This is a genomic window from Kosakonia sp. WA-90, assembly GCF_039871955.1.
Lineage (GTDB): Bacteria > Pseudomonadota > Gammaproteobacteria > Enterobacterales > Enterobacteriaceae > Kosakonia > Kosakonia oryzendophytica.
Map to the genome: position 1 here is coordinate 81,550 of NZ_JBDPLJ010000001.1, position 19,831 is coordinate 101,380.

Consider the following 19,831-nt stretch of genomic DNA (forward strand, 5'->3'; position numbering starts at 1 on the left):
AGGCGCTGAAACACCAAAAACTTCAGCCTGAAATAGCGCTTAAGTAAAATCTGTGATGGCGAAAATGGTCGCGGTGTGGCGGCGAAATGGGTGTTCGGTTCTGGCGATAAATGATTTAAGTAATGGTAAAGGGCGTTAACGTTACCATCGGTATTTCTGGTGCGCGAAGACCCACCAGAGAATATATTCCGGGACACTGTATGCAGCCATCGGGAAATAACTATCAGATTCAAGAAAAGCGCCGCCCACAACTGGTAACGATAATCACCCTGGTGGCAGGGTTGCTGCTTACATTGGTGGCCGTTCTGGTGGTGCACCGGCTGAATGAACAGCATATCCGGCAATCGGTCATTAAAAATGCAGAGCCACAATTCAACGAGTTAATGGAAAGAGTCAACCGATATCGGTATGGCCTGTACGAAGCCCGCACGGCAGTCCTCAGTAGCGGTGGCCGCGAGGTGACAGACCAGGGTTTTGTCGGTTTTGCCCAATCGTTAGATTTGAGCAGAGACTTCCCGGGGGCAAGAGGCTTTGGGTTTATTCGCAGGGTACCTCACCTGAAACTTGCTGATTATCTGGCTGAAGAACGCAAAGAAGGTCGCCCCGATTTCCGAATCTACTCCATCGGGCTGAACCAGCACGAACATTACATTATTGAATATATGGAGCCTGCTGCCGTCAGCAGTAACGCGAATATCATAGGCCTGGATATTGCGTCAGAATATATGCGCAAGCTGGCGGCGGATAACGCCATGCTGAGCGGCGATGCCGTTATCACATCACCCTTAACCCTGAAATATTCTTCACCCCAGCAGCTGGATGCATTTTTAATTCTGCTGCCCATCTATGACGGCGCAAAAACCCCCGCCACCGCCATGGAAAGAATGCAGCGCGGTTTTGGCTGGGCTTTTGCGCCATTAAATGTGCATGAAATTCTCGCGGGCTCCGGCATTCGTAATGACCAGCTCATTTTGTCGCTGCAGGATGCAACCAATCCACAGGATGTTGAGGAGTTTTACCGCAACAGCAGTGAACAGGGGCTTTATCCCTACAGCAAAGATATTCCGGTTCTGGGCAGGATCTGGCGTTTTACATTGACCGTTACACCCGCCTGGGTCGCCGGGCTGAATCTGCTTTCCCCAGTGTGGATCGCGCTGCTGGGCGGGGGGATGACGCTGATCCTCGTTATGCTGGTCAATATTGCCGTCTCTCGCAATGCCGATCGTAAACGGCTGCTCATTGAGCAAAATAAGCTCACGCTGATTGTGGAAAGCTCCGTTGATGCAATTATCGGGAAGGACACCACCGGAACAGTGATTAGCTGGAATAAGGGGGCCGAACGCATGTTTGGCTATACCCGCCAGGAAGCTATCGGGCAGAAGATGGTGGACTTGATTATCCCCGCACGGCTGAAAGAAGAAGAGAGCCAGATCCTGCAACGGGTGATGTCCGGGCAGCCTATCGAAAGCCTGGAGACGGTGCGCCATCGCAAAGATGGCTCGGAGCTGACTGTCGCCACAACGATAGCCCCCATCTGTTCCGCTGACGGAAAGGTCATTGGCGCATCGAAAAGTGTGCGGGACATTTCACTCCAGAAAGAAGCAGAGCAGCGCATCCGCGATCTTAATATCAATCTGGAGCAGCAGGTCAGGCAGCGTACTGAAGAGTTGGCCACCGTCAACGCAATGCTCAGCACGGTGTTATCCGCCACCTATGAATTTATGATCATTGCCACCGATCTGGATGGCACCATCCGTCTGTTTAACCGTGGCGCGGAGCGGATGCTGGGCTACTGCGAGGCGGATATGGTGGGGAAAGCGACGCCGGAAATACTGCATGTGCCAGAAGAAATCCTCGCGCGGAGTAAACAACTCAGTGAACAATATAATGAAGATATTCAAGGGTTTGATGTCTTAATTTACCATACGCGCAATGGTCGTCCGGAACATTTTGAGTGGACCTATCAGCACAAGGATGGTACGCGTTTCCCCGTCAATCTGGTGGTCACGGCGATGCGCGATGCTAACGGCGCGATCATTGGTTATCTCGGTATTGCGGCGGATATTACGCAACAGCGCCAGGCCCAGCAAGCGCTGGAGGCCGCCCGCGATCAGTTATTGTCGACCACACAAACCCTGCTGATTGCTTCGAAAACGGCGGAGCTGGGGATCTGGAGCTGGAATATAGCCACCGATGCGCTGGAGTGGAACGACAAGATGTATGAGCTTTATGATTTGCCGCCATCGCTGGCGGAAAACGGGTTAACATTCCAGCGCTGGGCCTCGCGTATCCATCCGGAAGATGTCGACATTGCGGTCAATGATCTGCGCCGCGCCATTGTCACGCACGATGAGTATCTTCCGACATTTCGCATTCTTCGTAGTGATAACTCGCAGCACTTTATTCAGGCTGCCGCCAACATTGAATACGACAGCAACGGTCAGCCGGTTCGCGTGACCGGAATAAATCAGGACATTACCGAAGATCGCTTACTGAAATTGCATTTAATTGAAGCCAAAGAACAGGCCGATGCGGCGAACGCCGCGAAATCCCTGTTCCTTGCCAATATGAGTCATGAAATCCGTACGCCGATGAATGCTGTGTTGGGTATGCTGCAGCTGCTGCTGAAAACCGGGCTAACGCAAAAACAGCATGATTTCGCTTTCAAGGCGCATGTCGCCGCAACGTCGCTCCTTAGTTTGCTGAATGATGTCCTGGATTACTCAAAAATTGATGCCGGTAAACTGGAACTGGATCTGAATCCGCTCGATTTGCACAGTCTGATGCAGCAACTGGCAATCATTCTTTCCGGTAATTTGCGTAACAAATCCGTGGAGCTGCTGTTCGATCTCGATAATTCCCTGCCGCCGAACATCATTGGTGATGCACAGCGATTGCAGCAAATTCTGATCAACCTGGTCAGCAATGCGATCAAATTCACTGAGAAAGGGGAAGTGATTGTACAAACCCGACTGCTGGCGTTATCTGAGCAGAGCGTTGATGTGCGTATCAGCGTGTCTGATACCGGCATTGGCATCAGCGAAGCGCAGCAGAAACGGATATTTGATGTGTTTACTCAAGCCGAAACCTCGACCTCACGGCGCTATGGCGGAACCGGACTGGGGCTCGTTATTAGCCGTCGTCTGGTTGAGCAAATGGGCGGCATACTCACCGTTGACAGTGAGCTTGGGCATGGCAGTACCTTCGCCTTTGAACTGCACTTCCCGCGCGATACCCGCGTCACCTGGCAGCCTCTGCACATTAGCGGTGACACACCGCGCGTACTGGTGGTGGACGATAATCTGATTGCCCGAACGCTGATCGTGGACATGTTGCGCGCAATGCATGTCCAGGCCGACAGCACGCCCAGCGCCGCCGAGGCTATCCGGAAAGTGAAAGCCGCCTCCGATGCCGGTACGCCTTACGATACTGTGTTGTTGGACTGGATCATGCCGGAGATGGACGGCATTGCGCTGGCAGAGCATATTCGTCATGACATGCAGTTGCCGCGCATACCCTCGTTGATTTTACTCAGTGCAGCGCACCATGAAGATCTGCCGGATACCGGTGCGCACTCGCCGCTGGATAAAGTCCTGTCGAAACCCATCACCCCGCAGCAATTACTGGACGCCATAAGCACAGCGTCTGCCAGCGATAAATCTCACACCAGCCCTGACCCGGCCGCGAGTCATATGCTGGCCGGTTTGTCTTTACTGGTGGTGGAGGATAATGCGTTTAACCAGACCGTAGTCAGAGAGCTGCTGATGAGCGAAGGCGCGCTCGTGACTATTGCCTCCGGGGGAGAAGAGGGGGTCAATACGGTGATTCAGGGGCGCCAGAGATTCGATATGGTACTGATGGATTTGCAAATGCCGGACATCGATGGCTTTGAAGCCACCCGAAGGATACGCGCGAATCCGGCATTCGCAACGTTGCCGATTGTGGCGATGACGGCGAACGTAAGCGAATCAGATAAACAGAATTGCCTTGCTGCCGGTATGGACGGGCATATCAGTAAACCGCTGGTGTTCACGGATGTGATTGCCGTGATCCTGCAAATTAGCGGGCGGCAGACCCACGCCGTCGAGGCTGCCGCTGATGTAAAACCGGCCTCGAACCAACTGTTACAGCGTTTTGGCGGAAACCTGATCATTTATCAAAAATTACTGCGCGCATTTATGCCATCGTTTTCCGAACTGGTGACCGCTTTACGAGACGCGCGCCGCAATGAAGACTGGCCAGCCGCGATGATGGCGCTGCATACCCTGAAGGGAACCACTGGCTCCGTCGGGCTGGATAATCTCTATCACTATGTTGTTAACAGCGAGTCGGCATTAAAAACTGCCCGTGAGCAGGATAAAGCCCGACAACTGGATGAGATACTTGCACAGATTGAAGACCTGGCGCAGGAAGAGCACCGCAATATCAGCCAGTGGGTGGCAGGCATGATGCCCGCCCCGGATGTACCTGAACCTGCTCAGGTTGAGTTGGACAGGCTGATAGATGACCTGTCGCAGAGTCTTAACAGCAGCAATATGAAGGCCGTCGATCAGGCAGAACAACTCGCCTGGCAACTGAGTCAGAACCCGGCATGGCAGTCATTCGCGGAGGCGCTTGTTCAGGCGACCGAAAATCTCGACTTTAACAGGGCGAAGCAGGTGCTGGAGCAGATTAAGGAGGTGCGGGATGTGGAAAAAAATGCTTGAGGAGCTGAACCAGCAAGGCATTAAGCCTCGTGTGCTGATCGTTGATGACCAGCCTATCAACATTCGCCTGTTAAACGACGTCTTTACCGAACAGTTTGATGTGCTGATGGCGACAACCGGTGAGAAGGCGCTGGCGCTGGCAAAAGAGCAGCAACCCGATCTGATCCTACTGGATATTATTATGCCGGAGATGGACGGTTACGAGGTCTGCCGACGTCTGAAGGCCGATCCCCTGACTGAGTTTATCCCGGTGATTTTTGTGACCGCAGAGACCGAAGCGGACGTTGAAGCCTATGGCTTCGAAATTGGCGCAGTGGACTTTATCGCTAAACCGATTAACCCGGCGGTGGTTCGGGCCCGAGCCATTACCCATCTGACGCTCAAGCTGTATATGGACAATATGCGTAATATTGCCTGGCTTGATGGTCTGACGGGCTTGCTCAATCGCCGCCGGTTCGATGAGTTACTTACTAAAAACTGGCTGCTCTGCCGCCGGGAACAGCGCCCCATTGCGCTGCTGATGATGGATGTCGATTTTTTCAAACGCTATAACGATCATTACGGACATCTGGCCGGGGATGACTGCTTGCGAACCATTGCGTCCACCCTGAAAGCCACGCTTCATCGCCCGGCGGATCTGGCATTTCGTTATGGTGGCGAGGAGTTTGCCTGCCTGTTGCCGTTCACGGATGAAAAGGGTGCAATCTTCTGCGCAAACGCCATACTGGAGGCGTTAAAAGCGCTGGAACTGCCTCATGCCACGTCTGATATCGGCCCGTTTGTCACCCTGAGCATTGGTATTGCTTGGACTATCCCCACACAAGCCGGTAGCTGGACCCAATTGCTGCACGACGCCGACACGGCGCTTTATCAAAGCAAATCCGCCGGGCGTAACCGGGTGTCGAGTCTACATACAATGGATGGGTGACCTGCTGAAAGGCGCAGACAGCACCACCCAATGATAACGATGGAATAAGAGACAAAAATGAATAAATACGTTTTTTATGCAAATGATATCGCGATTAACGTTTACGCCAGGGACAGCGTGACGCCTGAAATTAAAAGCAAACTGAAAGCGGACGGTTTTTATAAACTGCCTTTTGACACCACGGCGGAAAATGAATCCGTCGCGACGGATAAGATGATCACGCACTTTAAGGAAAATCTCCAGGCCCTTGAGGAGTTCGCAAAGGATTACGCTATCTCGTCGACGATATTTGCCACTATTTATGCGTTATCCTCGTAAAAGGTATTTTTACGTTCTGGACGGAAAAGAGCGGTGAGCGACTGGTGGTATGATTCAACGAAAAAACTCGCCGCTGAGATTACGGAGAACTGTGCGTTTTCGGAGAATGGGGCGAATATCAGTAGATTATTAGTGCCCTCAAGAAGAGATCAATTGGGTTACACTGGTTAACGTTGTGTATTACCCAAAGACACAGTGACGGGAACGGTGAGGTGGGGAAGGCTGCTGAGTGCAAGGCGCGGATGTAACCAATTGCGCCGAATGGCAATGACTAATAGCGGTTCAGAACAGGAAAATGGCAGCCTAAACTGGTACAAGGATGTCATCGACACTAACGTTGCTCATGATGAACATGGAAACCAATCAGGGAATAGTCAATGGCTCGTCGACGTGAACTTCAAGGTATAGCTAACGCTCTTACAGGGAGCTTTGTTAGTCGAAATAACGACTTTAAAGGATACTGGTCTATTGGTCAGTTAAAATCATTAGCCATCAATAACGGCCTCACATCAATAACTTTTTCTCTTAGCACTCTTAAGATCAGTACCGTCTGTGATCTGCTCAGTTTTATTACGCATCACTACGCAGACATGCTCGAGAGCTTACTGATTAAACAGCAAGTACCTGAACGCTGGGTAAAAGAGGCTAGCATTACGATCGACTTTAACGCTGATGCTGAGCATATCCAGTTGCATGAATGCTTAACCGCTGGGGAGCCTTTCCAGTGCAGTTGTCAGATAATAGATGATAATTTCCGTAATTACTCTTCGATCATTTATGGTCTGTGCGCGCCTCATTCCGCTGCGAAAGAGTTAAAATCGACGCGGAAATTCACTTTGTAGATCATAATATTAACTTAAGAACCACGACTCATAGCCGCCTGTCGTGTATTACAGATGGCTGCTATGTGCAAGGAGCAGGCGTCACCGGCGGTATACGAAACCCAATAATTGCAAAACGAGGCTTAAGGCTTTCATATTAATCACAGCTGTAGATTTTAAAGGAAGGATGACGCCTTCTGTATGCGATTCTTGGGTACATTCCATGGAGTTGAACAAAATCACTGACCTAAACTTTTCCATCAAAAATGCAGATATGTCCTGCGGAGCTTTCCGGATAGCCTGAAATCCCCAAGCCATTCTTATCCTGTCAGGATCTATTTCATGTCGGATTATCCCTAACTATCTGTCTGTTCAGTGGGTAAATAAGCAGTAATAAAGCCCGTGCCGGCACGGACTTTATTAACCGAATAATATATGAACTCAATAGAGCTTCTGCTCGATATGGTTTCCGGCATCAATCACCCGCCAGATTTTCCATTCTCCATCTTCCTTATGGGTCCAGACCTGCAAATGCTTCAATTTATTGTCCTGTATACCCAACCAGACATCCAGCTTCATACTGTCACCATCACGATAAGCAGGGGATACTTTCATACGTGGTATCCATGCAGGATCATAATCCTGAGCATAAATAAAATAATCCGCCTCAAGTAATTCCTGCTCAGGCATTTCATAAATAGCGGCCATACGTGCCAGTAATTTTTTTGACACCCACTGATGCATTTTATCCATTTTGATAATGTCATCTGATGGTGTCTTATCATATTCATGTAAATAGAATGAGTAAAAATCAGTCACACTTTTCTGAATATCCGTCTCAGTATTTGCGTTGGCGAAAGGAATATAAATAGCCAGTAACAAGGTAAGCAGGTAACGCATCATTTTTTCCTGTAAATAACATAAGGTGGGCGGAATTGCCGCTACTTAGGTCCCGGGTACATATCCCTTTGTTTGAAATCAGCATACCCTGTTTTACCCTCAAACATCGTCATATGGCCGATTCCGTTCCCGCCTTGGTAAGGCTGAATAATCGCAACATCACCTTTCTCTGGCGTTGCTGACTGTGGCAATGCAAGGTACTGAAATGTAAGCCTTATGAGGTCACCGATAAAGACCTTGTGACATTCACAATACCCACATAAAACCTGACGTTTACAGCAAAACCACCTCCCATGTAGTATACCCCCCTATAGTATGCAGGAGGTTTTATGCCACATTCACCTGGAGACAAAAAACGGGCGTTGACGCGTGTGCGTCGTATCCGCGGGCAGGTTGATGCACTGGAACGTGCGCTGGAAAGCGGTGAGCCTTGCATCGCGATTTTGCAACAAATCGCCGCCATTCGCGGCGCAGCCAACGGCCTGATGGGCGAAATGGTTGAAATTCACCTCAAAGATGAACTGGTCGCTGGCGACACCACAGCCGATCAACGTGCGGTGCGCATGGCGGAAGTCGGTCATCTTTTGCGCTCTTATCTAAAATAAACATCAAGGTACTCACAAAAAGGAACAGACTTATGAAATCACGTGCAGCTGTAGCGTTCGGACCGGGTCAACCGCTGAAAATCGTTGAAATCGATGTTGCACCGCCAAAAAAAGGCGAAGTGCTGGTGCGTATTACCCATACCGGCGTCTGCCACACGGATGCATTTACCCTCTCTGGTGACGATCCGGAAGGTGTTTTCCCGGCGGTGCTCGGCCATGAAGGTGGCGGCATCGTTGTGGAAATTGGCGAAGGAGTTACCAGTCTGAAACCTGGCGATCATGTTATTCCGCTCTACACGGCAGAATGCGGCGAGTGTAAGTTCTGTAAATCCGGCAAAACGAACCTTTGTCAGGCCGTCCGTGCGACTCAGGGGAAAGGTCTGATGCCGGATGGTACGACCCGTTTCTCGTATAACGGCGAACCGATTTTCCACTATATGGGCACCAGTACCTTTAGCGAATACACCGTTTGCGCAGAAATCTCGCTGGCGAAAGTCAACGAACACGCGCCACTGGATAAAGTCTGCCTGCTGGGGTGCGGTGTGACTACTGGCATCGGCGCGGTACACAACACGGCGAAAGTGAAAGAGGGCGACACTGTAGCGATTTTTGGCCTCGGTGGTATCGGTCTGGCGGCGATCCAGGGCGCAGTGCAGGCGAAAGCCGGGCGCATTCTCGCTATCGATACCAACCCGGATAAATTCCCGCTGGCAAAAGAGATGGGCGCGACGGATTTTATCAACCCCAACGATCACGCGCGTCCGATTCAGGATGTGATCGTGGAAATGACCGACGGCGGCGTGGACTTTAGCTTTGAGTGTATTGGTAACGTCAACGTAATGCGCTCGGCGTTGGAGTGCTGCCATAAAGGCTGGGGCGAAAGCGTGATTATTGGTGTTGCGGGCGCCGGTCAGGAGATCAGCACCCGTCCATTCCAGTTAGTGACGGGCCGTGTATGGCGTGGCTCCGCCTTCGGCGGTGTGAAAGGGCGTAGCCAGTTGCCGGGCATGGTGGAAGACGCGATGGCGGGCAAAATTCGCCTCGATCCGTTTATCACGCACCGCATGCCACTGGAGCAGATCAACGACGCGTTTGATCTGATGCACGAAGGGAAATCCATCCGCACCGTTATTCATTTCGGCGAGAACTGATCCCGCCTCACGCCAGCGGTGTAACCGCTGGCGTCATTAATCTCCAAATCTGTGACCGCTGTATCGCTTTTCGCCATAAGAATAATCCAATTATTGCCGATGCCTATATATCATCCCTGATGTACGTATCAGATCAATATGAGAGTCGATAGCCATGGATAACAAAGCAGCAATGCAAAAAACACAAGGCATTGGATTTATGCACAATATTCGCCTGGTTCCCCTGTTTTCAGCTATTCTCGGCGGCATCCTGATGCTGTTTGCATTAAGTTCAGGCCTGGCAGGCTACTTCCTGATGCAAGCAGACCGCGACCAGCAGGATGTGACGAAAGAAATTCAGGTGCGCATGGGATTATCTAACAGCTCTAACAACTTACGCATCGCACGTCTCAACCTGATCCACGCAGGTGCGGCCAGCCGCATCGCCGAAATGGATGATATGAAAAAAAACGTGTCTGACGCCGAAAAGCGTATCCAGCAGTCGTCGGATAGCTTTAAACAATATATGGAACGTTCGGTAAAAACCCCGGCGGACCAGGCGCTGGATGATGATCTGACCACCCGGTTTAATGCCTACATCGCGGGCATGCAACCGATGCTGAAATATGCCAAAAACGGCATGTTCGAAGCCATTATTAACCACGAAAGTGAACAAGCCCGCGTGCTGGACAACACCTATAACGAGGTGTTGCTGAAAGCCATTCAAATTCGTACTGAACGTGCGCAGCACTTGACCGAAGAAGCGCACAGCCGCACACAGCTTGGTCTGATGTTTATGGCGGCCGCGTTTGCCTTTGCGCTGGTGCTGACCGTGATCACCTTCACCGTGCTGCGCCGCGTGGTCATTAACCCGCTGCAACGTGCCGCACAGCGCATTGCGCGCATTGCCTCCGGGGATTTGACCGTCGCGGACGAAGCGGCAGGTCGCAGTGAAATTGGTCGTCTCAGCAGTGACTTGCAGGCAATGCAGCATTCACTGGTAACGACTGTCTCTACGGTTCGTCAGGGGGCAGAAGAGATCTACCGTGGTACCAGCGAAATCTCTGCCGGTAATACCGATCTTTCCTCCCGTACCGAGCAGCAGGCGGCGGCTATTGAAGAGACGGCAGCCAGCATGGAGCAACTGACGGCAACGGTGAAACAGAACGCCGACAACGCCCACCATGCCAGCAACCTGGCACGCGATGCTTCCGGCAAAGCCACCAAAGGCGGGCAGATTGTGTCTGGCGTCGTGCAGACGATGGGCAATATTACCTCCAGCTCCCGCAAAATCTCTGAAATCACCGCAGTGATTAACAGTATTGCCTTCCAGACCAATATCCTGGCGCTGAACGCCGCCGTTGAAGCCGCGCGTGCGGGTGAGCAGGGGCGTGGCTTCGCCGTGGTTGCGAGTGAGGTGCGTACGCTTGCCAGCCGCAGTGCGCAGGCCGCGAAAGAGATCGAAGCGCTGATCAGCGACTCCGTCAGCCTGATTGAACAAGGGTCGGGTGAGGTGGTTGCGGCAGGTGAAACCATGGAAGAGATCGTGACGGCCGTCAAACGCGTGACCGATATCATGCTGGAGATTGCCGCTGCCTCTGACGAACAGAGCAAAGGTATTACGCAGGTCAGCCAGGCGATCACGGAAATGGATAATGTGACGCAACAGAACGCCTCGCTGGTGGAAGAAGCTTCTGCTGCTGCGGCATCGCTGGAAGAGCAGGCTGCGCGCCTGACCGAAGCGGTGGGGGCATTTCGTCTGAGTGGTGCTGCGCCGCAGCGTAGTGCATCATCATCATCATCGTCGTCAACGCCGAAAGCCCTTAAATCGCAGCGTCCTGCGCTGGTGAACGGTGAGAACTGGGAAACGTTCTGATTGCCAGACCCGAAACACGAAAGAGGCCGTAAGGCCTCTTTTTTTGGGGCCTGAATCTGGGGGATCCGTATGCCCGTGCTTTCGTCAGAAACGGGGCAGCGTGAAGCTATTTGTCAAATCCACTGACGGGTTTCCGGCGGCGGAAAGAGAAATGCCACCGGGCATCACTGCCAGGTGGCATCGCTATTTTATCCTCAACGCCAGGGATGATTAAATAAAGCTGTCATCATCGTTGCTATAGTCGCTGTCATCGAAATCATCATCCTGATAGTTGTCGTTATCCGTCTGGTACGGATCGTTACTGTCGAGGAAATGCGAGTCAGAAACATCGTTAAAACGGTCGTTCTGTCCTGCATCAAACGCCGTACCACCTGTGGTCGTCGCGGGCTCTTCAATGATGTTGACGATCTCTTCCGGACGGGACTGATGGAACATACTGGTCAGCATCTCGGCAAGCACCACGCCGCCCGCGACGCCCGCAGCCGTTTGCAATGCGCCAGCCATAAAACCGCCGCCGCGAGGCGTGGACGCCGCCTGGCGCGCATAGTCAGGCGCGGGTTGCGGTGGTGGGGTCCAGTTATTTTCCGGCTGTGCGCTCTGGCTCTTACCGCCACCGAACAACCCGCCAAGGAAGCTGCCGCCTGTTGATGTCGCTTTGCTTTTTTGTGCCGCCAGCTCGCTTTCCAGCTCCTGGACTCTGGCTTGCAGACGTTTCAGTGCGGCTTCCTGAATCAAAATGGATTGCGCCATATAGTAGGGCGCAGCAGGTTGCTGCTTAACGAACTCCGCAATTTGCCGCTCTGCGTCAGCATCCCGTTGGCTGTTCTGCTGCTCAGTCTGTTTCAGACGCTGAAAAAGGCTGTTGATAAGCTGCTGTTCTTCATATTGCATGGCAATAACCTTCCGGTCGCTATGATGGATATGATTGAGTTTATCAGTGCCACGAATACGTGTCTGGCGAGTGAAATGTTTGTTTAAGATTGGTTGCAGCGATGACGTAAAAAAGGCCCGAATCGGGCCTTTTACATCCATGACGACGTACCGGGTCAACCTCAGGCAATTCGCAGGGTGTCGCGAGGTCGGGACGGGGTGATAACGACCGGAATCGATTTGGATGTCGGGGTGCCGGTCCCCTCGCCAAAACGGGTCAGGGGAACCAGTGGGTTCGTTTCCGGGTAGTACGCTGCCAGATTCCCGCGCGGGATGTTATAAGCAACGAGACGGAAATCTTCTACCCGGCGCACAATCCCATCGGTGGAGCAGGTCTCAATGTTAATCCGATCGCCGTCCGCTAACCCCAGCGACTGAATGTCGTCCGGGTGCATAAACACCACATCGCGCTGCCCGTAAACGCCACGGTATCGATCATCAAGTCCATAAATGGTGGTGTTGTACTGATCGTGAGAGCGCAGGGTTTGCAGAACAAATGGCGCGTCCGTTTCCGGGCATACCGATTGCGGCAGCGGTGCTGCACTGAATTCCGCTTTCCCGGAGGGCGTGTTAAAGCGCCGATCGGCTGCGGCGTTCCCCAGCCAGAACCCGCCTGGCGCTTCGCAGCGGGCGTTGAAGTTCTGAAAACCGGGCAGTGTGGCGGCAATGTGATCGCGGATCAGGTTGTAATCGTCTGCCAGCGCCAGCCAGTCCAGCTTTTCTGTACCGAGAGTGGCATGCGCGATCCCGGCGACAATGGCCGTTTCAGAGCGTTGCGTTGCCGCCAGCGGTTTACCGATCCCTTCCGAGGCATGGACCATGCTGAAGGAGTCCTCCACCGTCACAAACTGGCGGCCGGTTGCTTGCACATCCTCTTCTGTGCGCCCCAGCGTTGGCAGGATCAGCGACTGTTTGCCTGGCACCAGGTGGCTGCGGTTCAGTTTGGTGCTGATATAGACCGTCAACCCGCAGCGGCGCAGCGCTTCGCAGGTAAGTGGTGTGTCCGGTGCGGCGGCGGCGAGGTTACCGCCTAAGGCGATCAGCACTTTCACCTCGTCACGCAGCATCGCCTGAATGGCATCCACCGTATGGTGGCCGCGTGCGCGCGGGGGTTCAAAATTGAAATGGCGGGCGAGGCTATCCAGCAGCGCTGCCGGGGGCTTCTCATCAATGCCCATTGTGCGGTTACCCTGCACATTGCTGTGGCCGCGTACCGGGCAGAGCCCCGCACCAGGTTTACCAAGATGACCGCCCAGCAGTTGCAGGTTGGTGATTTCACGCACCGTGTCCAGCGAGTGTTTATGCTGGGTAATGCCCATTGCCCAGGTGCAGATCACCCGTTCTGCCTGCTGCCAGACGGCAGCAGCATCACGCAGTTGCTGTTGATGTAAACCGGATTGCTGTTCAATGGTGCTCCAGTCGGTGGCGTCGATTTGCGCAAACCATGCCTCAATGCCCTGAGTGTGCTGTGCAATAAACGCGTCGTCGAAGATCCCTGTTTCACCGGCGGCAAGGCGCTGGCGCTGGGTCTCCAGCAACGCTTTGGCGATCCCGCGTACGGCAGCCATATCACCGCCCAGATTCGGCTGGTAGTAAGAGGAACTGATCACGCCCGCCATCGGCGTCACCACTTCCAGCGGTTTTTGCGGGTCGGCAAAACGCTCGAGGCCCCGCTCACGCAGGGTATTAAAGGTCACGATCCGTGCACCGCGATCGGCGGCATGGCGCAGGCTGTGCAGCATACGCGGGTGGTTGGTTCCGGGATTTTGCCCGAACACAAAAATGGCATCCGCTTTGTCAAAGTCGGCGAGATGAATCGTACCTTTACCGACGCCAATGCTGCGTTTTAGCCCTGCACCGCTTGCTTCGTGGCACATATTAGAACAGTCAGGGAAGTTATTGGTGCCGACCATGCGGCCAAATAACTGGTAGAGATAAGATGCTTCGTTACTGGCGCGGCCGGAGGTGTAGAGTTCCATCTGATCCGGGTTATCCATCGCCCGAATATGCTCAGCAATCATCGTCAGGGCATCGTCCCAGCTCACCGGCTCATAGTGATCGGTTTGTGGGTTGTAACGCAGCGGTTCGGTCAGTCGCCCCTGGTACTCAAGGAAGTAGTCACTTTGACGGGTGAGGGCGCTCACGCTGTGTTGCGCAAAGAAGGTGGCGTCAATCTGCCGACGGGTGGCTTCCCATGTCACGGCCTTGGCGCCGTTTTCACAAAAACTGAAGGTGCTTTTATTGTCGTCGCCCCAGGCACAGCCAGGACAGTCAAAGCCGCGGGCTTTATTCATGCGCAGCAGGTTGCGCATATTCTTGAGGGCATTTTTGCTGTCAATAACGAAGCGTGTGGTTGCTTCAAGCGAACCCAGACCACCGGCAGCAGCGTGGTAAGGTTTGATAGCCGTTTTGAATTTCATCTGTTCTTCCGGAGACGGATTGTTACAGCGTTAGTCTAATTTGCGTAACAACAACCCTTAATTAACAACTCCTTTTATCACACAAGCAACGCAATGTTTACTCTTTGCGCAACAAGACGCACAGATCGCCATGCCAGGGATCACCCCGGCATGATTTTCCGAATGGCGCTAATCAGCGTATGCGCGGCCGGGGGAAGTGGCGTATCGACACGGGTGATAATGCCAATCGGATCGCCAACACCCGGTGGGGCAATCGGCAACTCCACAAGCGTACCCACACGCAGATCGTCTTTTACTGCACCGGACGGCACAAACCAGACATAGTCATGATCGACAGTCAGCTGGCGCGACAATGACGCCGAAAGGGTCTCAATACAGCCAGAGGGTAACCGGCAGTTTTGACTACTGAGCAGATCTTCCGCGTTTTGCCGTGGTACCGTGCCTTCCGGTAAGACGACGACCGGCCACTCAAGGACGCGGCTTAGCGTCACCGTGGTTTGCAACAATGGGTGACGAGGGCGCACCACCAGTTTCAGCGACTCCAGAAACAACAACTCATAATTCAGCCCGGTCATCAGTTCCGGATCGGACATGCGTCCGATGCCGAGATCCAGTTCGCCGGACTTCAGCCCGGCCAGCAACATTGGATTGTTAGCGGTGGCCACCTGAATAGTGAGATCCGGTTGCTGCTTATGTAGTTGACCAATCACGCCGGGCAAAATACCCAGCGCGGCGGTGGGTAGCGCACCGATACGGATCACATCTGTTTTTTGCTCATATTTGTAGTTCAGCGATTGCCCGGCGATATTCACCGCGTCCAGCACGCGCACTGCATGGGTGAGAAACTGCTCGCCCACCACCGTCAGTTGCGCCCCCATGCGCCCCCGTTCAAATAACCGTTTACCGGTCAGTTGTTCCAGTTCGTTGAGGGTCTTTGACAGTGCTGGTTGGCTCAGGTTAAGGGTTTCAGCCGCGCGCCCCAGAGTTCCCTGCTGAGCGACGGCAACGAAAGTATGTAAATGGCGCAGACGTATGCGCTGTGAAAACAGGCCGTTTTTTTCCATAAGATGATGTTAAAAACTGAGCGGAGCCGGTGACAAGTAAGTTTGTTTAATTTTGATAACTTGATAGCAAACTATTATTAACATTTAATCTCTTTGAGTTACAAACGGATTTTCTCTGCAATGTGACGTAACCAGCAGGTTGGTGTGGTTTTGTCCGAATTGTTTTTCATAAGCGGAGGTTATGCTCGTGGCTGCGCAAACCGTGTGCGTTTTCAGCCACGATCACACTTTGTAAATTTCCCGACACGGTGGCGAAAGGCCTTTCTACACTCCAGAGAGAGACCTCTGGAGGACGAGTAATATGACGTACAGCATCACGGCTGATGATATTCGCGAACAATTTTCACAGGCCATGTCGGCAATGTATCAGCAGGAAGTTCCACAGTACGGCACCTTGCTGGAGCTGGTAGCTGATGTGAACCTGGCTGTGCTGGAGCACAACCCCCGTTTACACGAACAACTGGCCAATGCCGATGAGCTGTCCCGACTGAATGTTGAGCGTCACGGTGCGATCCGCGTGGGTACAGCGCAGGAGTTATCCATGCTGCGGCGGATGTTCGCCATTATGGGCATGTATCCGGTCAGCTATTACGATCTCTCGCAGGCGGGTGTGCCGGTGCATTCCACGGCGTTTCGCCCGGTTGACGACGCGGCGCTGGCGCGCAATCCGTTTCGCATTTTTACCTCGCTGCTGCGGCTGGAGCTGATTGAAGACCCGGCGTTGCGCAACAGAGCCGCCACGATTCTGGCAAAGCGCGACATTTTTACCCCAGCCTGTCGGCAACTGATTGAATTGCATGAGCTGAATGGTGGGTTTACCCCACAACAGGCACAGGCATTTGTGCAGGAAGCGCTGGAAACTTTTCGTTGGCATCGCCACGCCACCGTGGATGAGCAAACCTACCTGGCGTTGCACCGCGAACATCGGTTGATCGCCGATGTGGTCTGCTTTCCCGGCTGCCATATTAACCACTTAACCCCGCGTACGCTGGATATCGACCGGGTGCAGGCGCTGATGCCGGAATACGGTATTGAACCCAAAATCCTTATCGAAGGGCCACCGCGTCGGGATGTGCCGATCCTGCTGCGCCAAACCAGTTTTAAAGCGCTGGATGAACCGGTGCTGTTCAGCGGCGAACATCAGGGAACGCATACCGCGCGTTTTGGCGAAATCGAACAGCGCGGTGTGGCGCTGACGGAAAAGGGGCGGGCGCTGTATGACCAGTTATTACTGCAGGCCGGAACAGGGAAAGACAACCTGACGCACCAGCTTCATTTGCAAGAGGTATTTAAAGCGTTTCCGGATAGCGAAATGTTACTGCGCAAACAAGAACTGGCATGGTTTCGCTATCGCCTGACGCCGACTGGCGAAGCTCATCGCAAGGCGATCCGCCCTGGCGATGATCCGCAGCCGCTGATTGAGCGCGGGTGGGTGGTCGCTCAGCCCATCACGTATGAGGATTTTCTGCCGGTGAGTGCTGCCGGGATCTTCCAGTCTAATCTCGGGAATGAAACGCAGGCACGCAACCACGGCAACGCCAGCCAGGCACAGTTTGAGGAAGCCCTGGGGTGCCCGGTGCTTGATGAGTTCACGCTTTACCGCGAGGCCTCCGAACGGAGCAAACGACGTTGCGGACTTCTGTAAAACAGGTACTCTGCCAGAAATCAGTTCCTTCTGGATGTTGTTATGGAAAATCCTTCAGCCCCACTGGCGCAGACCCGTCAGGGCCTGGTAATGGGGCGCAGTGAAAACGCCTGTCATGTCTGGCGCGGTATTCCCTTTGCCGCACCGCCTGTCGATGCCTTGCGCTGGCGTGCGCCGCAACCCGTTGAACCCTGGCAGGGGGTGCGCCTGGCAGACCGTTTTTCCCCCGCCTGTTGGCAGAACAGTGACGACTGTCAGCAGATTGGCGGCGGCGATCCGGGGCAGTTCTCTGAAGATTGCCTCTATCTGAATGTCTGGTCGCCTGCCCGCCGTGACAAACGGTTGCCGGTCATGGTCTGGCTGCATGGCGGCGGCTTTACCATCGGTTCCGGTGGGTTACCGCCTTACGACGGTCAGCAACTGGCGGCGCGTGGTGTGGTGCTGGTCACCCTCAATTACCGGTTGGGGCATCTGGGTTTTTTCGCGCATCCGGCGCTGGAGCAGGAGCAAGCGCCGGATGCACGTATCTGCAACTTCGGTCTGCTCGATCAAATTGCCGCGCTGCGATGGGTCCAGGAGAACATTACGGCTTTTGGCGGTGATGCCAGCAATGTCACGCTGTTTGGTGAATCCGCCGGGGCGCGCAGCGTCATGGCACTTATGGCCTCACCGCTGGCGGAAGGGTTGTTTCACAAAGCCATCATTCAGAGCAGCTATACACTCCCGGATACGCCGCGGGCGAGCGCGTTGGCAAAAGGTGAGGCGATTGCCGCCCATTTCGGGCTGGAAAATGCCAGCGCGGAACAGTTGCGGGCAATCCCGGCGCAGGCGTTCTGGCCGCTGGTTGCGCCACTGAAAATTGCCCCGGCGCCCATTGTGGGGGATGCGGTTTTACCGGACCCAACCCTGGATGTCTTCTTCGCTGGTCGCCAGCACCCACTGCCGGTGATTATCGGTTCCAACAGCGACGAAGCCAGCGTGATGGCAGAGTTTGGCGTTGATCTTGCCGGGCAAATCGAGAAGATGCGTCGCGAACAACGGCTCGGCCTTGGGCTGATCCGTTTACTCTATCCGGGCGTGAGGGGCGATGCTGAACTCGGCCGGCAGGTATGCCGCGATATGGCTTTTACCACGCTGGGCCTGGTGGTGATGCAAGCGCAGCAGCGGGTCAGACAGCCCTGCTGGCGTTACTGGTTTGATTATGTTGCTGAAGCCGCACACGATACCTATGCCAATGGCGCGTGGCATGGCAATGAAGTGCCGTATGTCTTCGATAACTTGCACTTGTCGGAACCTGCGTGCGCCTATGTGAACGATCGCGACAATGCATTTGCCGCACACATCGCCGATTATTGGGTGCAGTTTGCGCACGTCGCCAGCCATAAGACAGAGGTATTACAGGGGCCGGTTCGCTGGCTGGCCTGCGTGCGTGGACGCGACCGTCTGTTACGTATCGGGTTGAATAAACATGCAGGATTTCGCCTGGTTAATCGCTTTATGCGTGCCCGTTTGAGCTTCTTTCGCCGGGTGATGCGCCACCACGTTAAACTGGATTAATCCCCAACAATCCTTCCCGGAAAGCCGCCAGCCCGGCGGCTTTGTTGTGTGATTCGCGCAGGACCAGTCGGTAACTGGCCCCGGTTTTTACACTGCGGGAAAACGGCCGCACCAGCCGCCCGGCGAGAATATCTTCCTCGACCAGTGTTTCGTCGGCAATGGCCAGTCCTAACCCCTGAATGGCGGCAGTGATCGCCAGATCCATCGTGTCGAAGTGTTGATTTTTTCTCATGGCGGGCTGAAAAACCTGTTGCTTCGCCAGCCACAATGACCAGTCGGTTTTATCCCGCGTCGGGTGCAGCAGCGTCGCTTTTTCCAGTGCATCGTGATGTGAATAGTCCGCGCTCATGACCGGGGTTAACGCCTCTTCAAACAGCAGATCGCCCGCGCTTAATTGTGTCCCGAATACGATAGCGGCGTCATAAGGTTCTGTTTTGAAGTTAATGGTGTGATCGGTGGTGGTAGTCAGCGCGATCTGCAATTCCGGATAACGGTGTTCCAGCTGCACCAGACGCGGCACCAGCCAGCGCATGGCACAGGTGGGGGATTTCAGCCGCACCACCGTTTGCTGGGCCTGTGCCTGATCTGCCACCTTCAGCAGATGATCAAATGCGCTGCGCAACTCCGGTAACAGTGCGCTGCCCTGTGGCGACAGGTGCAGCCCGCGGGCATGGCGCTCAAACAGTGGAAAGCCAAACCAGGCTTCCAGCGTGGCAATTTTGCGGCTTACTGCCCCTTGCGTCAGGCAGAGCTCTTTGGCGGCATGGGTCAGATTCAGATGGCGCGCGGTGACCAGAAACGCGTCAATGGCGTTGAGCGGCAGGGTACGGTGCGACATGGCGGCTCCAGCTATGCAATTTATTCATGGCTATTATGACAACAATTCGCTTGTCGGCTCAATGCTGTTTTGGTTTGAATGGTTATGCACTTT

General features: G+C 53.8%; 14 protein-coding genes and 1 pseudogene. 9 read left to right on the forward strand and 6 right to left on the reverse strand.

What is annotated here, in order from left to right; translation table 11 throughout:
- Positions 1–200 precede the first annotated feature (200 nt).
- From ABGA49_RS00380 to ABGA49_RS00395, 4 genes are all read left to right on the forward strand, one after another.
- Positions 201–4,706 (forward strand): PAS domain S-box protein, encoded by a 4,506-nt coding sequence (locus ABGA49_RS00380; protein WP_347664938.1) that lies wholly within the window; start codon positions 201–203, stop codon positions 4,704–4,706.
- The gene (locus ABGA49_RS00385) at positions 4,687–5,634 is read left to right on the forward strand and encodes a diguanylate cyclase (protein WP_347664939.1); all 948 of its coding nucleotides are present in this window, start codon (positions 4,687–4,689) and stop codon (positions 5,632–5,634) included. The genes ABGA49_RS00380 and ABGA49_RS00385 overlap by 20 nt, the downstream gene beginning before the upstream one ends.
- Positions 5,635–5,691: 57 nt before the next feature.
- Positions 5,692–5,952 (forward strand): hypothetical protein, encoded by a 261-nt coding sequence (locus ABGA49_RS00390; protein WP_061496071.1) that lies wholly within the window; start codon positions 5,692–5,694, stop codon positions 5,950–5,952.
- Between the two features lie 377 nt (positions 5,953–6,329).
- Positions 6,330–6,794, forward strand: a complete 465-nt coding sequence (locus tag ABGA49_RS00395) for a hypothetical protein (RefSeq protein WP_347664940.1) — start codon at positions 6,330–6,332, stop codon at positions 6,792–6,794.
- 420 nt (positions 6,795–7,214) lie between these two features.
- Here ABGA49_RS00395 and ABGA49_RS00400 read toward each other — a convergent pair whose 3' ends face one another.
- Together ABGA49_RS00400 and ABGA49_RS00405 are read right to left on the reverse strand one after the other, a co-directional pair.
- The gene (locus ABGA49_RS00400; RefSeq protein WP_347664941.1) at positions 7,215–7,676 is read right to left on the reverse strand and encodes a DUF3828 domain-containing protein; all 462 of its coding nucleotides are present in this window, start codon (positions 7,674–7,676) and stop codon (positions 7,215–7,217) included.
- A 38-nt stretch (positions 7,677–7,714) separates the two neighbouring features.
- Positions 7,715–7,846 (reverse strand): annotated as a pseudogene (locus ABGA49_RS00405) (hypothetical protein); the annotation flags it as partial.
- A 156-nt stretch (positions 7,847–8,002) separates the two neighbouring features.
- Between ABGA49_RS00405 and ABGA49_RS00410 the strand changes: the two are divergent.
- The 3 genes from ABGA49_RS00410 (at position 8,003) to ABGA49_RS00420 (ending at position 11,284) form a co-directional block, all read left to right on the forward strand.
- On the forward strand, positions 8,003–8,278 hold the full coding sequence (locus ABGA49_RS00410) for a metal/formaldehyde-sensitive transcriptional repressor (RefSeq protein WP_347664942.1): 276 nt from the start codon (positions 8,003–8,005) through the stop codon (positions 8,276–8,278).
- A 32-nt stretch (positions 8,279–8,310) separates the two neighbouring features.
- Positions 8,311–9,429 (forward strand): S-(hydroxymethyl)glutathione dehydrogenase/class III alcohol dehydrogenase, encoded by a 1,119-nt coding sequence (locus ABGA49_RS00415; protein WP_061496062.1) that lies wholly within the window; start codon positions 8,311–8,313, stop codon positions 9,427–9,429.
- A 154-nt stretch (positions 9,430–9,583) separates the two neighbouring features.
- Positions 9,584–11,284: a methyl-accepting chemotaxis protein gene (locus tag ABGA49_RS00420; RefSeq protein ID WP_088237603.1), complete on the forward strand. Its 1,701-nt coding sequence runs from the start codon at positions 9,584–9,586 to the stop codon at positions 11,282–11,284.
- A 210-nt stretch (positions 11,285–11,494) separates the two neighbouring features.
- On the opposite strand, the gene ABGA49_RS00425 is transcribed toward ABGA49_RS00420, so the two are convergent.
- From ABGA49_RS00425 to ABGA49_RS00435, 3 genes are all read right to left on the reverse strand, one after another.
- Positions 11,495–12,175, reverse strand: coding sequence for a DUF2076 domain-containing protein (locus ABGA49_RS00425; RefSeq protein ID WP_347664943.1), 681 nt, complete (start codon positions 12,173–12,175; stop codon positions 11,495–11,497).
- Positions 12,176–12,336: 161 nt separating this feature from the next.
- Positions 12,337–14,634 (reverse strand): FdhF/YdeP family oxidoreductase, encoded by a 2,298-nt coding sequence (locus ABGA49_RS00430; RefSeq protein ID WP_347664944.1) that lies wholly within the window; start codon positions 14,632–14,634, stop codon positions 12,337–12,339.
- 140 nt (positions 14,635–14,774) lie between these two features.
- Entirely contained in the window at positions 14,775–15,698 is a 924-nt protein-coding gene (locus ABGA49_RS00435; RefSeq protein ID WP_061496056.1) for a LysR substrate-binding domain-containing protein, read from the reverse strand.
- Positions 15,699–15,999: 301 nt separating this feature from the next.
- On the opposite strand from ABGA49_RS00435, the gene ABGA49_RS00440 reads away from it, so the two are divergent.
- Both ABGA49_RS00440 and ABGA49_RS00445 read left to right on the forward strand, forming a co-directional pair.
- Positions 16,000–17,343 carry a VOC family protein gene (locus ABGA49_RS00440; protein WP_088237601.1) on the forward strand — a complete coding sequence of 448 codons (1,344 nt, stop codon included), beginning with the start codon at positions 16,000–16,002 and terminating at the stop codon, positions 17,341–17,343.
- A 42-nt stretch (positions 17,344–17,385) separates the two neighbouring features.
- Positions 17,386–18,900, forward strand: a complete 1,515-nt coding sequence (locus ABGA49_RS00445; protein WP_347664945.1) for a carboxylesterase/lipase family protein — start codon at positions 17,386–17,388, stop codon at positions 18,898–18,900.
- Here the strand turns inward: ABGA49_RS00445 and ABGA49_RS00450 are convergent.
- On the reverse strand, positions 18,887–19,738 hold the full coding sequence (locus ABGA49_RS00450) for a LysR substrate-binding domain-containing protein (protein WP_347664946.1): 852 nt from the start codon (positions 19,736–19,738) through the stop codon (positions 18,887–18,889). The two genes, ABGA49_RS00445 and ABGA49_RS00450, sit on opposite strands and share 14 nt — an antisense overlap.
- Positions 19,739–19,831: the final 93 nt, after the last annotated feature.

Coding starts and splice junctions, on each gene's coding strand:
- ABGA49_RS00380 (WP_347664938.1), top strand. CDS start 201: ATGCAGCCATCGGGAAATAACTATCAGATTCAAGAAAAGCGCCGCCCA.
- ABGA49_RS00385 (WP_347664939.1), top strand. CDS start 4,687: ATGTGGAAAAAAATGCTTGAGGAGCTGAACCAGCAAGGCATTAAGCCT.
- ABGA49_RS00390 (WP_061496071.1), top strand. CDS start 5,692: ATGAATAAATACGTTTTTTATGCAAATGATATCGCGATTAACGTTTAC.
- ABGA49_RS00395 (WP_347664940.1), top strand. CDS start 6,330: ATGGCTCGTCGACGTGAACTTCAAGGTATAGCTAACGCTCTTACAGGG.
- ABGA49_RS00400 (WP_347664941.1), bottom strand. CDS start 7,676: ATGATGCGTTACCTGCTTACCTTGTTACTGGCTATTTATATTCCTTTC.
- ABGA49_RS00410 (WP_347664942.1), top strand. CDS start 8,003: ATGCCACATTCACCTGGAGACAAAAAACGGGCGTTGACGCGTGTGCGT.
- ABGA49_RS00415 (WP_061496062.1), top strand. CDS start 8,311: ATGAAATCACGTGCAGCTGTAGCGTTCGGACCGGGTCAACCGCTGAAA.
- ABGA49_RS00420 (WP_088237603.1), top strand. CDS start 9,584: ATGGATAACAAAGCAGCAATGCAAAAAACACAAGGCATTGGATTTATG.
- ABGA49_RS00425 (WP_347664943.1), bottom strand. CDS start 12,175: ATGCAATATGAAGAACAGCAGCTTATCAACAGCCTTTTTCAGCGTCTG.
- ABGA49_RS00430 (WP_347664944.1), bottom strand. CDS start 14,634: ATGAAATTCAAAACGGCTATCAAACCTTACCACGCTGCTGCCGGTGGT.
- ABGA49_RS00435 (WP_061496056.1), bottom strand. CDS start 15,698: ATGGAAAAAAACGGCCTGTTTTCACAGCGCATACGTCTGCGCCATTTA.
- ABGA49_RS00440 (WP_088237601.1), top strand. CDS start 16,000: ATGACGTACAGCATCACGGCTGATGATATTCGCGAACAATTTTCACAG.
- ABGA49_RS00445 (WP_347664945.1), top strand. CDS start 17,386: ATGGAAAATCCTTCAGCCCCACTGGCGCAGACCCGTCAGGGCCTGGTA.
- ABGA49_RS00450 (WP_347664946.1), bottom strand. CDS start 19,738: ATGTCGCACCGTACCCTGCCGCTCAACGCCATTGACGCGTTTCTGGTC.